The organism is Arsenicicoccus piscis, from assembly GCF_022568835.1.
Taxonomy (GTDB): Bacteria; Actinomycetota; Actinomycetes; order Actinomycetales; family Dermatophilaceae; genus Arsenicicoccus; species Arsenicicoccus piscis.
The window spans coordinates 358,152-372,864 of the sequence record NZ_JAKZHV010000001.1 but is presented as its reverse complement, the minus strand read 5'-3'; the positions used below and the strand labels follow the sequence as shown (position 1 = coordinate 372,864).

The window sequence follows — 14,713 nt, the reverse complement described above, 5'->3', positions numbered from 1 at the left end:
GGTGGCGGCTCGACTACGCGCCCCCGAGCTCGTCGGCCGCGGCTGGCTCAACACCGGCGGCGCCGAGGTGCGCCTCGCCGACCTGCGCGGCAAGGTCGTCGTCCTCGACTTCTGGACCTTCTGCTGCGTGAACTGCCTGCACGTCCTGGACGAGCTGCGGCCCGTGGAGGAGAGATTCGCCGACGAGCTGGTGATCGTCGGCGTGCACTCGCCGAAGTTCCTCCACGAGGCCGACCCGGACGCGCTGGCCGCCGCGGTCGAGCGCTACGCCGTGCACCACCCGGTGCTGGACGACCCCGACCTGGTCACCTGGCAGGCCTACACCGCCCGCGCGTGGCCGACACTGGTCGTCATCGACCCGGAGGGCTACATCGTCGCGAGCATGTCCGGTGAGGGCCACGCCCACGGACTCACCTCTCTCGTCGAGGAGCTCGTCGCCGAGCACGAGGCCAAGGGGACGCTGCACCGGGGGTCCGGCCCATTCGTGGCGCCGACCCCTGCGGAGACGCCGCTGCGCTTCCCCGGCAAGCTCGTAGCCCTCCCCGACGGCTCGTTCCTCGTCTCCGACACGGCGCACGGCGAGATCGCTTGGCTGGAGAGCGATCTCGAGACCGAGCGGGATCGGATCGGCGGGTTCGGCGAGCCGCAGGGGCTGTGCCTGCTGCCCGTTGAGGTGGCGGCCCGGGTCGGATATGAGGTTGTCGTGGCCGACGCCGAGCGCCACCAGGTCTACGGGATCTCGTTGGGGGACAAGCAGGTTCGAGTCCTTGCGGGCACCGGCCAGCAGCTGCGCGAGCGGTCCGGCGGCGGCCCCGCTCTCGCACAGGACCTGTCGACACCCTGGGACGTGGCCTGGTGGGAGGGGCGGCTCGTCATCGCGATGGCGGGTGTCCACCAGCTGTGGGCGCTCGAGCTGGGTCAGTTGGACTCGTTGTCGGACAACGACTCTCCTGCCGACTCGTTGTCAGTGCTCGCCGGCACGTCCGCGGAGGGGATCCGTGACGGCGCAGGCTCCCAGGCGTGGTTCGCCCAGACCTCGGGGCTGGCCGTCGGAGACGACGGCACGCTGTGGCTCGCCGACTCCGAGACCTCGGCCCTGCGCTCGGTCACGACGGCGGAGGGCGGCACGGTCGAGGTGCGCGCCGTCGTGGGCCGAGGTCTCTTCGACTTCGGTCACGTGGACGGTCCAGCGGCGGACGCCCTGCTCCAGCACCCGTTGGGGGTCGGGGTGCTGCCGGACGGGCGGGTGGCGATCGCGGACACCTACAACGGAGCGATCCGGGTCTACGACCCTGCGACCGAGACGGTGCGCACGGCGGCGACCGGTCTCGCGGAGCCGAGCGACGTGCTGGTCGACCCGCACGACGGCACCCTCCTGGTGGTCGAGTCCGCGGCGCACCGCGTCGTGCGGATCGCGTTGCCCGACCAGGGCTCTCGGGTCGAAGGGGCGCGGCACGCCACCCATCGGCCGGCGACCGAGGTGGCGCCTGGAGAGCTGCGGCTGCAGATCGACTTCCGGCCGCCCACCGGCCAGAAGCTCGACCTGCGCTGGGGCGACCCGACCCAGCTGATGGTGTCCGCCACCCCGGAGGCGCTCCTGCGCGAGGGTGCCGGCACCGAGGTCGGTCTGCGGCGGACCCTCGTCGTGGACCCCGCAGTCGGTGACGGCGTCCTGCACATCAGTGTCCGTGCGGCCGCCTGCGACGGGGACCCGGACACCGGTGAGGTGCCCGAGCACGCCGCCTGCCATCTCTACCAGCAGGACTGGGGCATCCCGCTCGTGGTCCGCGACGGCGCTGCCGACCAGCTGACCCTGCCGTTGCGCGCGACCTGAGCGCGAGCGCGGCCCCGGGCCGAGCGGGACGAATTTGACCAAAGCACCACGAAAGCCGCGGCGGGAGTAAGCTATTCGGACGACAACCTGCGGGCGCGTCGTAGTCGAGACGGGGGCTACGGGTAAGAGTCGCACCACGCGCCCCGACACAGGGTCGGGGGCCCGTGGAGGAGGATCGCGATGGGTCTTGGGCTGGGCATCTTCTTGCTGGTGGTGGGGGCCATCCTCAGCTTCGCCGTGAACGATCGGGTCCCGAACGTCGACCTGATGACGGTGGGCTACATCTGCATGGCGGCCGGTCTGCTGTCGATCATCGTGGGGCTGGTGATGAACTCGCAGCGCAACCGGTCGCGCCACGAGACCTTGGTCGAGCACCGCGACACCGGCCTGCCGCCGGAGCGCCGCGACGACCACCTGCGCTGACCGTCGTCGACTCGTTCGGGGCCGCAGAGGGGTCCCGAACGGGTGCCGATCGGCACGGTGACGCAGAATGAGGCATGGCGAAGAACAAGGACGTCCACCCCGAGGTGAAGGCCCCCAAGGCGGCGAAGCTGCCCAAGGACGGCTACGAGGCCGAGCTGGCGCGCCTGCAGGCCGAGCTCGTCACGATGCAGCAGTGGGTCAAGGAGACCGGCAGCCGCGTCGTGGTGATCTTCGAGGGGCGTGACGCTGCCGGCAAGGGCTCGGCGATCAAGCGGATCACGCAGTACCTCAACCCGCGACTGGTGCGGATCGCGGCGCTGCCCGCGCCGTCGGACCGCGAGAAGACCCAGTGGTACTTCCAGCGCTACATCGCGCACCTGCCCGCGGCCGGCGAGATCGTCATCTTCGACCGCTCCTGGTACAACCGGGCCGGGGTCGAGCGGGTGATGGGCTTCTGCTCGGAGAGCGACTACGAGCGCTTCCTGCGCCAGGTCCCGGTCTTCGAGCAGATGCTCCTCGACGACGGGATCATGCTGCGCAAGTACTGGTTCTCGGTGTCCGACGTCGAGCAGGAGAAGCGCTTCCGCAGCCGCGCCGACGACCCGATGCGTCGGTGGAAGCTGTCGCCGATGGACGTCGAGTCCATCACCCGGTGGGAGGACTACAGCCGGGCCAAGGACCGCATGTTCGCGCACACGGACCTGCCGAGCTCCCCGTGGTTCGTCGTCGAGTCCGAGGACAAGAAGCGCTCGCGGCTCAACGTCATCGCGCACCTGCTGAACTCCGTGCCCTACATGCACATCCAGCCGCCGGCCGTGGAGATCCCGGAGCGGCCCAAGGCGCTCGGCTACGCCCGGCCGCCACGCTCGAGCCAGCGGTACGTCCCCGACCACGCCCAGAGCGTCGTCGACGGCACCGCGCCTGCGGTCGTCGCGGCCAACGGTGCCAAGGGCAAGAAAGCCAAGGCCGACAAGGCGGACAAGGCCGCGAAGGGCAAGAAGGCGAAGGGCGCCAAGGGCGAGGCCAAGAAGGGCGAGGGCAAGAAGGGCAAGCCGAAGAAGGCGGACGCCGCGCAGCGTCAGGCCGTGGCCCCGATCGTCGCGGCCGCCGCCGACTCGGTCGCCGAGCTGGCGGTCAGCCAGGACGGTCCGGAGTCGGGCCTGCGCCGACGGACCACGCCGACCAAGAAGGCTCCGGCCAAGAAGGCTCCGGCGAAGACGGCGGCTGGGCCCACCCGGTCGACCACGACCCGCAAGGCCACGACCCGCAAGGCAGCGTCGGGTACGTCGGGCACGACGGGCACGACGACTGCCCGCACGGCGACGCCGCGCAAGACCGCCTCACGCACGACCACGCCGCGCACGACCGCCGCGCCCCCGACGGCCACAGACATCCCGACGACCGGCACGTCCGCGACGCCGGTGACGGAGTCGGGCTCCAACCCGTCCTGATCCGGAGCCCCTGCACGGGTGCCCTTTTCAGGACGTGAGAAGGGCACCCGGACCGGCCATCGGGGGTCCATGGTGAGCGTCATGGAGCACCGCAGCGACACCCCGCACGCACAACAGCTGATCCTCGGCAGGATCCGGGCGCAGGGCGGCGGCTACGCGCGGGGCCAGGTGTGGATCGAGGGCGAGCGGATCGCCGCGGTGGTCGACGGCGAGCCGGACCCGGCGGTCCTGGCTGGACAGGGCGGCGCGCAGGTGCTCGACGTCGGTGAGGCGCTCGTCCTGCCCGGCGCGGTCGACGCCCACGTCCACTCCCTGTCCCACGCCGGCGAGGGTGTCGTCGCGTCCACGAGCGCGGCGGCCGGTGGCGGCGTGACGACCATCGTCGAGATGCCGTTCGACGGGCCGGGGCCGATCAACTCGCTCGACCGGTTGCGCGCCAAGCAGGACTTGGTGACCGACGAGGCCGTGGTCGACGTGGCCCTGCTCGGCACCCTCGAGCCGGGCGGCGGCTGGCGGCGGGCCGGCGGCCTGGTCGACGAGGGCGTCGTGGGGTTCAAGGTCTCGCTGTTCCTCACCGACCCATTCCGCTTCCCGCGCATCGACGACCTCGAGCTGATCTCGGTGATGCGCGAGGTGGCCGAGACCGGCAGCACCCTCTGCACGCACGCCGAGAACAACGAGATCATCAAGGGGCTGCTGGCCGAGGCCACGCCGCAGCGCTCCACCGACCCGCTCACCCACACCCGCACGCGACCGCCGGTGTCGGAGACGCTCGGTGTCCTCACGGCGCTGGAAGTGGCTGCGACGCAAGGCGCTTCGCTGCACGTGTGCCACCTGTCCCTGCCGCGCAGCGTCGACCTGGTCCGGTGGTACCAGTCGCAGGGCGCCGACGTCACGCTCGAGGTGTGCCCGCACTACCTGGCGTTCACCGAGGACGACATGCTGACTCAGCGCGGTCGCCTCAAGATCAACCCGCCGCTGCGCACCGCTGCCGACCGCGAGGGTCTGTGGGAGCGGGTGGAGGCTGGTGCGGTGTCGGTGATCTCGTCCGACCACGCGCCCTGGCCCACCGAGCTGAAGGACCACGACGTCGTCCTCGACAACCACTCCGGCGTCCCCGGCGTCGAGACGCTGGTGCCGGTGACCTTGGGGCACGCGTGGCGTCGCGGCCCGGCCGCGTTCGACGCGGCGGTCGCCGCTCTCACCGAGGGGCCCGCACGCCGCTACGGCATCGACCACCGCAAGGGCTCGCTGGTCCCCGGCAAGGACGCCGACGTGATCGTGTTCGACCCCAGCAGCGACGCCGCGATCGACGAGCGCACCTTGCACTCCAACGCGGGGTGGAGCCCCTACCACGGGCATCGACCCGGGGAGCGGTCACCCATACGCTGAGTCGTGGCCGCCTGGTGTGGAGTGCGGCCGCCGGGCTGGTCGGGCGCCCGGGCGACGGCCGGATCGTGACGAGGAGCGGACGATGACCGAGACCACCAGCTGCATCCTGCAAGGCCCCGGCACGACCTACCGGGCGGCCCGAGGCACCGAGCTGCGGGCCAGGAGCTGGCGCACCGAAGGCCTGCTGCGGATGTTCGAGAACGTCCTCGAGGTCGGCGAGAACCCGGACGAGCTGATCGTCTACGCGTCTCTCGGCAAGGCCGCGCGCTCGTGGGAGCAGGCGCACGCGATCGCCCAGCAGCTGCTCACCATGCCGGAGTCGCAGACGCTCGTGCTGCAGTCGGGGGCGGCGATCGGGCTGGTCGACACCGGAGCCGCCTCGCCGATCGTGCTCTCTGCGGTCAACAACACCGTCGGTCGCTGGTCCACGCCGGAGCGGTTCTACGAGCGCGCCGCTGCGGGGCAGACCATGTGGGGCGGCCTGACCGCCGGCGCCTGGCAGTACATCGGGCGCCAGGGGGTGCTGCAGGGCACCTACGAGCTGCTCGGCACCATCGCGCGCAGCGACCTCGGCGCCGAGCCCGGCGCCGAGGCGGCGGCGGTCGCCGGCCGGTGGTTGCTCACGAGCGGCCTTGGTGGGATGGGTTCTTCGCAGCCGATCAGCGCCGCGATGCTGGGCCTCACGTCCCTCACCGTAGAGATCGACCCCGCCAAGCTGGCTCGGCTCCAGGCCGCGGGCGGTCTGGACCTCGTCACCGATGACCTGGACGAGGCGCTCGCAGAGATCGAGCGGGTCACGTCGGCCGGTCGTGGACCCGACGCGGGGTCGGACGGGCCGGTCGTCGCGGTCGGCCTGGTGGGCAACGCCGCCGAGGTGTTCACCGAGATCAACCGTCGCGGCCTCACCCCCGACATCGTGACCGACCAGACGGCAGCCCACGACGCGCGCTACGGCTATGTGCCGCAAAGCTTCTCGCTCGAGCAGTGGCGCGAGGAGCGGGAGTCCGACCCGGTGCGGGTGGAGCAGGCGGCCCGCGCGTCGATGGCTGCCCAGGTCGAGGCGATGCTCGCGATGGCGGAGCGCGGCTCCGTGGTCTTCGAGAACGGCAACAACCTGCGCGTCCAGGCGGTCGAGCACCTCGGCGAGGCCGCCGCGGAGCGGGTCAACCGTATCCCGGGCTTCATGGAGGCCTACCTGCGGCCGCTGTTCGCCCGGGGGATCGGGCCGTTCCGCTGGGTTTGCCTGTCCGGGGACGTGGCCGACCAGGAGGTCATGGACGACCTCGCGGCCCGCCTCTTCCCGGATCGACCCGAGGTGGCGAGCTGGATCTCGTTGGCGCGCAAGCACGTCCCGCAGCAAGGGCTCCCCGCGCGCTCGTGCTGGATCGGTCACGGCGAGCGCTCCAGGCTGGCGGTGGAGGCCAACAAGCTGGTCGCCGACGGCACGCTGAGCGCTCCGGTGCTGTTCAGCCGCGACCACCTCGACTCGGCGGGCATGACCCACCCGCGCATCGGCACCGAGGGGATGCGCGACGGCTCGGACGGCGTGAGTGACTTCCCGCTGCTGGACGCGATGCTGCTCGCTGCGACCGGCGCCGACCTGGTGGCCATCCACTCCGGTGGTGGGGGCTACTCGGGCTGGATGCAGTCCGCCGGCGTCTCGATCGTCGCCGACGGCCGCGAGGAGACCGCGGTGCGGCTGCGCCGCTGCCTCGACGCGGACTCCGGGCTCGGCGTGATGCGCCACGCCACCGCGGGCTACGACGAGGCCCACGCGGCGATCGAGCGCGGCGGCGAGACCGGCGACGCGAACTTCCCGTGGTTCCACGACACCCGCGCCACTTCGGCCGGCACCAGCACGGCCGACACCAGCAACTGAACGCACCCACCGAACGCAACCCACCGAACGCACCGACGAACAGGACCACACCATGCGCGAACTCACCCCGGACGACGCCCGCTACGCCGTGCTCGGAGGCGGTGTCCTCGCCTGCGGGGGCGGCGGCTGGAAGCACCACGGCGAGCTCATGGGGCACCTGGCCACCGAGCTCAACAAGCCGCTGCTGGCGCAGGTCGACGAGCTGCCCGAGGACTCCTACGTCGCCACCGTCACGGCGATCGGCGCCCCTGCGGCCAAGAACTGGGAGATCCGCCCGGTCGACTACGTGCACGCGCTGCAGGAGCTCATCAAGGTCGCCGACGTGCCGATCGCGGCGGTCATGACCGCGCAGAACGGCTACTCGACCACCCTCAACGGCTGGATCCAGTCCTCGGTGCTCGGCGTCAAGGTGCTCGACACCGCCGGGGACGTGCGCGCGCACCCCACCGGCAAGCTGGGCGGGCTCGGCCTCGGCGAGCGGGAGGGCTACGAGTCGATCCAGGTCGTCTCGGGCGGCAACCGCGCGCTGCACGGCCACTTCCTGTCGGTCAATAAGGGCAACCTCAACACCGTGGACGACGTGCTGCGCGACATCTCCGTGCGCACAGGCGGATTCATCGCCTCGGCCCGCAACCCGGTCGAGCTGCAGTGGGTCAAGGACAACGGCGCGCACGGCTCCATCTCGCTCGCGCTGGACCTCGGCCGCGAGATGGAGGCGGCCCAGCCGCAGGGGGGCGACGCGGTCGTCGAGGCCGTCGCCCACCGGCTCGGTGCGACGGTGGTCGACCAGGGGCCGCTCGGTCTCGAGGTCGCCACGGTCACCAAGGGGGGCTGGGACCACGGCACCTTCCGGGTGGGTGACCACACCGTGCCCTACCTCAACGAGTTCATGGCGGTCGACAACGACGGCGGGCGGGTCGCGACCTACCCCGACACGATCGTCATCATCGACAAGTCCACCGGAGAAGCCTTGGCCGTCAAGGACGCTCGCGCCGGCATGGACGTAGCCCTCCTGGTCAGCAAGGCCGGCATCCTCCCGGTCTCGTCGTCCTCCATCGACAGGGTCGGCATCGCGGAGTGCGAGCAGATCATGGGCATCGACTTCCTCGACCACCTCGACCCGACCCTGCGTCCCGGCACCTCCGCCTACGTGTCGGAGCGGTGAGGTGACGACGGTGACGGGCCGGCCCGACGGGGACTCGCTGCTGCCCGATGCCGAGCGGCTCGCGGCGGATCTCGCTGATCTGTCGACGTTCTCGGAGTCGGGCGAGCCCGGCTGGACCCGGCAGATCTTCTCCGACCCCTACCGCGCGTCCCGCGGGTGGGTGGCGGACCGGATGCGCGCCGCCGGCCTGGAGACCCACGTGGACCCCGCCGGCAACGTCGTCGGCCGGCTGCCGGGTCGCGACCGCTCCAAGCCGGTGCTGATGACCGGCTCGCACACCGACACCGTGCACGGTGGCGGCCGCTTCGACGGCATCGTCGGCGTGCTGAGCGCGATCGAGGTGGCGCGGCGGCTGCGCGAGACGGGCGCCACGCTCGAGAGCGACCTCGTCGTCGTCGACTTCCTCGGCGAGGAGGCCAACACCTTCGGCATCTCGTGCGTCGGATCTCGTGCGGTGGCCGGGCTGCTCACGCCCGAGCACCTGGACCGGGTCGACGACTCCGGCCGCCGGCTCGGTGACGTGATGACCGCCTTCGGGCTGGACCCCCAGGGGGCGCTCGACCAGGCGTGGGCACCCGGCTCGGTCCATGGCTACGTCGAGCTGCACGTCGAGCAGGGCCCGCTGCTGGAACGCTCCGGCCACCGGATCGGGGTCGTCACGGCGATCGCCGGGATCGAGCGCCTGCTCGTGCAGTTCACCGGGCGGGCCGACCACGCGGGCACGATGCCGATGACCGGTCGCCACGATGCGCTCGTCGCAGCGGCGCAGGCCGTCCTCACCGTCGAGCGCGAGGGGTGTGGCGCCCCGGTGCACGGAGTGTCGACCACCGGCCGCATCGAGAGTTCTCCGGGTGCGCTCAACGTCGTCCCGGACAAGGCCCGCATCTGGGCCGAGCTGCGCTCGATCGACGCGCCCTGGCTGAGCGGCGCCAAGCGTCGGGTCGTCGAGCAGATCGCGGCGGACGCGGAGGCCCGCGGCGTCAGCACCCTGATCGAGTGGCTGAACGACCAGGACCCGGTCGCCTGCGCCCGCTCGATGCAGGACCGGATCGGCGCGGCGGCCGACAGCCTGGGCTACGCGTGGGAGGCCGTGCCGAGCGGCGCGGGCCACGACGCCGCCCACCTGGCCCACCTCGGCCCGATGGGCATGATCTTCCTGCCGTCCGTCGGCGGTCGCAGCCACGTCCCCGAGGAGCTGAGCGAGCCGGCCGACATTGCCGCGGGAGCACACGTCCTGGCGCACACCCTGGTGCGCCTCGACCGCGACACCGCATGACAGACGCTCGACATGACACGGTGTTATGTAGGGCATAATCCGAGCCCATGGAAGGACGCAGTCTGTGACGGTCGCCGCCGGCCCTCGCCCCAGCATCACCCGGGTGTGCCCCACGACCGGGGGGACGCTCAACGACGCGCGTCGCATGGTCACGATCGGCGAGCAGCTCTCGGCGAAGGACGTGGCCGACCTCGCCATCGGGCACGCGGTGGTGCACGTCGACCTGCCCCGCGTCCACGAGCGGCTCGGCCGGGCCCGCGCGGTCGTCGAGACCGCCCTGGCCTCCGGCATGCCCACCTACGGCCTCAACCGGGGTCTCGGGCCGCTGCGCAACTCGGAGGTGCCGCTGGACCTGATGGGCGACTTCCAGCGGTTCGTCATCGTGAGCCACGCGGCCGCCATCGGCACCCCGCTCACCCGCGCCGAGGGACGCGCGACCCTGCTGGCGCGGCTCAACACACTGGCCGCGGGCGGCTCCGGCGCCTCGGTGGCCCTCTTCGACGGGCTGCTGGACCTGCTCACCCACGACGTCATCCCGGTGATCCCGGCGCAGGGCTCGGTCGGGGCGGCGGACCTGTCCCAGATGGCCGCCATCGGCCTGGTGCTGCTCGGCGAGGGCCGCGCCTGGCTGCCGGGCGAGGACCGCGTCGTCCCGGGCGCCGAGGCGCTCGCCGCCGCCGGCCTGCGTCCCCTCGTGCTCGGTGCCAAGGACGGGCTGGCCCTGGTCGGCTCCAACGCGCTGTCCGTGGCGTCCGCGGCGCTCACCCACCGCCGCACCGAGCTGATCGCCCAGCGGGCGGACCTGGTCGCCGCGCTCACGATCGAGGCGCTGGACGCCAACCTCAGTCCGTTCGACGAGGTAGCCCTCGCCGCGCGTCCGCACCCCGGTCAGCTCGAGAGCGGGGCCCGGGTCCGAGCGGCCCTGGCCGGTGGAGACCTCGCCGAGGGCAGGGTCTACCCAGGGTCGGTGCAGGACCCGATCTCGATCCGCACCGTCCCGCAGGTGCACGGCGCGCTGGTCGACGAGCTCCGGGTCCTGGACGAGATGATCCGGATCGAGCTGTCCTGCGCGCCGGACAACCCCTACCTCGACGTAGACCGTGGCGTCTTCATCTCGAACGGCAACTTCTCGATCACCGGGCTCGCGGTCGGCTTCGACTCGGTGCGGGTCGCGCTCGCCCACGTGGCGATGCTGTCCGAGCGGCGGGTGGCCCAGCTGGTCCGCGAGCTGCGCCACAGCGTGACCCTGGCCGAGCAGATCCAGAGCACCATCAGCACGACGGGGTATGTCACGCCGGTGATCCTCGCCCAGACCGCGTCCGCGCTCGTCGCGCAGGTCAAGCACGCCGCCACCCCGGTGTCGCTGACCGGCACGACCGTCGGCGACGGGGTCGAGGACCACGCGTCGATGGCCTACCCCGCTGTGCGGGTCACCGACGACATCCTGGACGTGGTCGAGCGGCTGTTCGCGGTCGAGGCGCTGCTCGCGGCCACGATCATCGACGCCGGCCAGCGTCGCGCCCCGCGCGCCCTGGGCGCGCCGGTGGCGCGACTTGCCGCCACCATCACGGAGATCACCAAGCACAATGACGTCACCAGCGACGTAGTCTCGTGGGTCACGGAGGCACTGCGCCGCGAGCGCCGAGGCGACGACCACTCCGAGATGCGAGCCCCTGCGGTCCCTGAGCCCCACGCCATCCACGACCAGGAGGTCGCCCGGCATGATCAGCTTCACTGACGTCACCAAGGTCTACCCGGACGGCACCACCGCCGTCGGTGGGCTCACGCTGGAGGCTCCGACGGGCCAGATCACGGTCTTCGTCGGGCCGTCCGGCTGCGGCAAGACCACCTCGCTGCGGATGATCAACCGGATGATCGAGCCGACGAGCGGGGTCATCGCCATCGACGGCCGCGACACCGGCTCGATGAACCCGACCGAGCTGCGCCGGGGGATCGGCTACGTGATCCAGAGCGGCGGCCTCTTCCCGCACCGCACGATCGTCGAGAACGTCATGACGGTGCCGCTGCTGCTCGGCTGGGACAAGAACAAGGCCCGCGCGACGGCGATGGAGCTGCTCGAGCGGGTCGGCCTGTCGACGTCGCTCGCCAAGCGCTACCCCAACCAGCTGTCCGGAGGTCAGCAGCAGCGCGTCGGCGTCGCGCGGGCGCTCGCGTCCGACCCGCCGATCATGCTGATGGACGAGCCGTTCAGTGCCGTCGACCCCATCGTGCGCGACCAGCTGCAGGACGAGTTCCTGCGCCTGCAGAACGAGCTCGGCAAGACGATCGTCTTCGTCACCCACGACATCGACGAGGCCGTCAAGCTCGGCGACCAGGTCGCGGTGCTGCGCGTCGGCGGCACGCTGGCCCAGCTCGCCACGCCGGACCGGCTGCTCGCCGACCCCTACGACGACTTCGTCGCCGACTTCCTCGGCCGCGACCGGGGCTACCGTGGGCTGGCGTTCGCGTCGGCCCCCGCCCTCGCCATCGAGCCCGAGACCAGCGTGCGCCTCGGTGCGACGCCGCAGGAGGCGCTGGCCGCCGCGGCCGGTCGGGACTGGCTGCTCGTCGTCGACGACGACGGTGCCCCCGTCGGCTGGGTCGAGCCGCGCAAGCTGCGCGAGCCGGTCTCCCGCGGCTTCCTGCACCGGGGCGGCACCGTTGCGCGCCAGGGGGGTTCGCTGCGCGCGGCCCTCGACGCGGCGCTGTCGTCGCCCGCCCGCCGCGGCGTCCTGGTGGACGACGCCGGCCGGCTGGTCGGCACCGTCCAGGCCCGCGACGTGCTCACCGAGATCGAGCGCGGCCCGCAGGTGTCGGCGCCGGCGGAGGAGCGGATCGAGGACACGCCGTGACCTGGTTCCTCGACCACGTCGGGCAAGTCCTCACCCTCTTCCTGACGCACATCCGGCTCGCGGTCATCCCGCTCGTCATCGGGATGGTCCTGGCGCTGCCGCTCGGCTGGGTCGCGCGCCGCTTCCCGCTGGCCTACCCGCCGATCATCACGGTGACCGGGTTGCTCTACACGATCCCGTCGCTGGCGCTGTTCGTGCTCATGCCGCTCATCCTCGGCACCGGGATCCTCAGCGACACCAACATCATCGTCGCGCTCTCGCTCTACACCGTGGCGCTGCTGACCCGCACCGTCGCCGACGGTCTCGCGGCCGTGCCGGACCAGGTCGTGCAGGCCGCGACCGCCATGGGCATCGGGCCGCTTCGCCGGTTCTTCACCGTAGAGCTCCCGCTCGCGGTCCCGGTGATCTCGGCCGGTCTGCGGGTGGCCGCGGTCAGCAACGTGTCGATCGTCTCGGTCGCCGCCCTGCTCGGGATCGCCCAGCTGGGGTCGCTGTTCACCGACGGGTTCGCCCGTCAGTTCCTCGACCCGATCGTGGTCGGCATCATCGCGTGCCTGCTGCTCGCCGTCCTGCTCGACCTGCTCATCATCGCGCTCACCTGGGTGGCCACCCCGTGGCTGCACGGAAGGAGGGCCGCATGAACGCCCTGTGGACCTGGCTGTTCGACCCCGCGAACTGGGGTGGGGCGGGCGGCATCTGGCAACGGATCGGCGAGCACCTGATCTACTCCGGCGTGACGGTGCTGATCGCGTCGCTCGTCGCCATCCCGCTCGGGCTGTGGATCGGCCACACCGGCAAGGGCCGGCTGCTCGTCGTCAACCTCGTCAACGGCATCCGCGCGCTGCCGACGCTCGGTCTGCTCTTCATCGCCGTGCTGCTGCTCGGCCCGCGCCTGAGCGGCGACCTCGCGTTCCTGCTGCCGGCGATCTTCGTGCTCGTGGTCCTCGCGATCCCGCCGATCCTCGCCGGCACGTACTCCGGTGTGGACGAGGTGGATCCGTCCGCTCGCGACGCCGCCACGGGCATGGGCATGACGCCCGGGCAGGTGCTGCGCGACGTCGAGATCCCGTGCGCGCTGCCGCTGATCTTCAGCGGCATCCGCTCGGCGACGCTGCAGGTCATCGCCACCGCGACGATCGCCGCGTGGGTGAGCCTCGGTGGGCTCGGACGCTTCCTCAACGACGGGCAGGCGTCCCAGGACTACGGCCAGATGGCGGGCGGCGCCCTGCTCGTCGCGGTGCTCGCGGTCCTCGTCGACCTCGTCCTCGCGGGCCTGCAGCGGCTGCTCGTGTCGCCCGGGCTGAGCGCACCGCGCCAGACGCGTCGCCGTCGGCGGGGCGAGGCGGATGCTGCGCCGTCGGCTGGCGCGGCTGGTGCGGCTGGCTCCGGGTCCGCCGACGCCCGCTCCGTGTCCGTCGACGCCGCCGAACCGTCGTCCACCTGACCCCGCATCATCCACATCGACCTTCACGACCGGTCAACCAACCGCTCCCTAAGGAGAACTCATGAAGCGCACCACCATCACCGCCTCCGCGGTGGCAGCCGCCGCGGCGCTGTCGCTGACGGCCTGCGGGGGCGGCTCGGACCCCCTCGCGAAGTCCTCGAGCGAGGCCTCGGCGGCTGCGTCCGGCAGCCTCGTCATCGGCTCGGCCAACTTCCCCGAGAACGAGCTGCTGGCCGACATCTACGCCGGCGCCCTGAAGGCCAAGGGTGTCCAGGTGACGACCAAGCTCAACATCGCCTCGCGCGAGACCTACGTCCCCGCGCTGAAGAACGGCGAGATCAACCTCATCCCGGAGTACACCGGCAACTTCGCCAAGTACCTCGACAAGAACGCCGTCGTCACCGACCAGGCCACCGCGCTCGCCTCGCTCCGCAAGGCGCTGCCGGACAACCTGGTCGCCCTCGAGCCGTCCAAGGCCGAGGACAAGGACTCGGTCGTCGTCACCAAGGAGACCGCCGACAAGTGGTCCCTCAAGGCGATCGGTGACCTCAAGGCGCACGAGTCCGAGGCCGTCCTCGGTGGCCCGCCGGAGTGGAAGACCCGCGCCGACGGCGTGCCGGGCCTCAAGCGGGTCTACGACCTGACCTTCAAGGAGTTCAAGCCGCTCGACTCCGCCGGCTCGCTGACGGTGCAGGCGCTGAAGAACGGCCAGGTGCAGGCCGCCAACCTGTTCAGCACCGACCCCAACATCAAGGCCAACGACTTCGTCGTGCTGGAGGACCCCAAGAGCCTCTTCGGTGCGCAGAACGTCATCCCCGTTATGACCAAGGCCAAGGCCACCCCGCAGGTCACCGAGGCGCTCAACGCGGTGTCCGCCAAGCTCGACACGGACACCCTGGCGGGTCTGGTGACCAAGGTCGTCATCGACAAGAAGGACGCGTCGGCCGTGGCGGACGAGTGGCTGAAGAGCGCTCAGCTGGGCTGAGCTGAGCGACGA

Annotated in this window: 11 protein-coding genes and 1 pseudogene; all 12 read left to right on the top strand. The window is 71.7% G+C overall.

Going from position 1 to position 14,713, the window contains the following annotated elements; genetic code table 11:
• Position 1 precedes the first annotated feature (1 nt).
• The 12 genes and pseudogenes from MM440_RS01725 to MM440_RS01670 all read left to right on the top strand — a co-directional run bounded on the left by MM440_RS01725 (position 2) and on the right by MM440_RS01670 (position 14,701).
• Complete coding sequence (locus MM440_RS01725; RefSeq protein ID WP_241441465.1) at positions 2 to 1,834, top strand: NHL domain-containing thioredoxin family protein; 1,833 nt, start codon at positions 2 to 4, stop codon at positions 1,832 to 1,834.
• Between the two features lie 180 nt (positions 1,835 to 2,014).
• A complete protein-coding gene (locus MM440_RS01720; RefSeq protein WP_241441464.1) occupies positions 2,015 to 2,257 on the top strand; it encodes a DUF6458 family protein in 243 nt (80 codons plus the stop codon).
• A 74-nt stretch (positions 2,258 to 2,331) separates the two neighbouring features.
• Positions 2,332 to 3,165 (top strand): annotated as a pseudogene (gene ppk2, locus MM440_RS01715) (polyphosphate kinase 2); the annotation flags it as partial.
• Between the two features lie 624 nt (positions 3,166 to 3,789).
• Positions 3,790 to 5,100, top strand: a complete 1,311-nt coding sequence (locus tag MM440_RS01710) for a dihydroorotase (RefSeq protein ID WP_241441463.1) — start codon at positions 3,790 to 3,792, stop codon at positions 5,098 to 5,100.
• Positions 5,101 to 5,182: 82 nt separating this feature from the next.
• Positions 5,183 to 6,979 (top strand): urocanate hydratase, encoded by a 1,797-nt coding sequence (locus MM440_RS01705; protein ID WP_241441462.1) that lies wholly within the window; start codon positions 5,183 to 5,185, stop codon positions 6,977 to 6,979.
• A gap of 52 nt (positions 6,980 to 7,031) precedes the next feature.
• Positions 7,032 to 8,144, top strand: a complete 1,113-nt coding sequence (locus tag MM440_RS01700) for an S-methyl thiohydantoin desulfurase domain-containing protein (RefSeq protein WP_241441461.1) — start codon at positions 7,032 to 7,034, stop codon at positions 8,142 to 8,144.
• 1 nt (position 8,145) lies between these two features.
• Positions 8,146 to 9,420, top strand: a complete 1,275-nt coding sequence (locus MM440_RS01695; protein ID WP_241441460.1) for a M20 family metallo-hydrolase — start codon at positions 8,146 to 8,148, stop codon at positions 9,418 to 9,420.
• Between the two features lie 64 nt (positions 9,421 to 9,484).
• Positions 9,485 to 11,158 carry an aromatic amino acid lyase gene (locus tag MM440_RS01690; protein WP_241441459.1) on the top strand — a complete coding sequence of 558 codons (1,674 nt, stop codon included), beginning with the start codon at positions 9,485 to 9,487 and terminating at the stop codon, positions 11,156 to 11,158.
• The gene (locus MM440_RS01685; RefSeq protein WP_241441458.1) at positions 11,142 to 12,272 is read left to right on the top strand and encodes an ABC transporter ATP-binding protein; all 1,131 of its coding nucleotides are present in this window, start codon (positions 11,142 to 11,144) and stop codon (positions 12,270 to 12,272) included. The genes MM440_RS01690 and MM440_RS01685 overlap by 17 nt, the downstream gene beginning before the upstream one ends.
• Positions 12,269 to 12,913 (top strand): ABC transporter permease, encoded by a 645-nt coding sequence (locus MM440_RS01680; protein ID WP_241441457.1) that lies wholly within the window; start codon positions 12,269 to 12,271, stop codon positions 12,911 to 12,913. Before MM440_RS01685 ends, MM440_RS01680 begins: the two co-directional genes overlap by 4 nt.
• Complete coding sequence (locus tag MM440_RS01675) at positions 12,910 to 13,716, top strand: ABC transporter permease (RefSeq protein ID WP_241441456.1); 807 nt, start codon at positions 12,910 to 12,912, stop codon at positions 13,714 to 13,716. The genes MM440_RS01680 and MM440_RS01675 overlap by 4 nt, the downstream gene beginning before the upstream one ends.
• 61 nt (positions 13,717 to 13,777) lie before the next feature.
• A complete protein-coding gene (locus MM440_RS01670; RefSeq protein WP_241441455.1) occupies positions 13,778 to 14,701 on the top strand; it encodes an ABC transporter substrate-binding protein in 924 nt (307 codons plus the stop codon).
• Positions 14,702 to 14,713: the final 12 nt, after the last annotated feature.

Bases quoted from the DNA above. Each gene is read 5' to 3' on its own strand.
- MM440_RS01720 (WP_241441464.1), top strand. From the start codon at position 2,015: ATGGGTCTTGGGCTGGGCATCTTCTTGCTGGTGGTGGGGGCCATCCTC.
- MM440_RS01710 (WP_241441463.1), top strand. From the start codon at position 3,790: ATGGAGCACCGCAGCGACACCCCGCACGCACAACAGCTGATCCTCGGC.
- MM440_RS01705 (WP_241441462.1), top strand. From the start codon at position 5,183: ATGACCGAGACCACCAGCTGCATCCTGCAAGGCCCCGGCACGACCTAC.
- MM440_RS01700 (WP_241441461.1), top strand. From the start codon at position 7,032: ATGCGCGAACTCACCCCGGACGACGCCCGCTACGCCGTGCTCGGAGGC.
- MM440_RS01685 (WP_241441458.1), top strand. From the start codon at position 11,142: ATGATCAGCTTCACTGACGTCACCAAGGTCTACCCGGACGGCACCACC.
- MM440_RS01675 (WP_241441456.1), top strand. From the start codon at position 12,910: ATGAACGCCCTGTGGACCTGGCTGTTCGACCCCGCGAACTGGGGTGGG.
- MM440_RS01670 (WP_241441455.1), top strand. From the start codon at position 13,778: ATGAAGCGCACCACCATCACCGCCTCCGCGGTGGCAGCCGCCGCGGCG.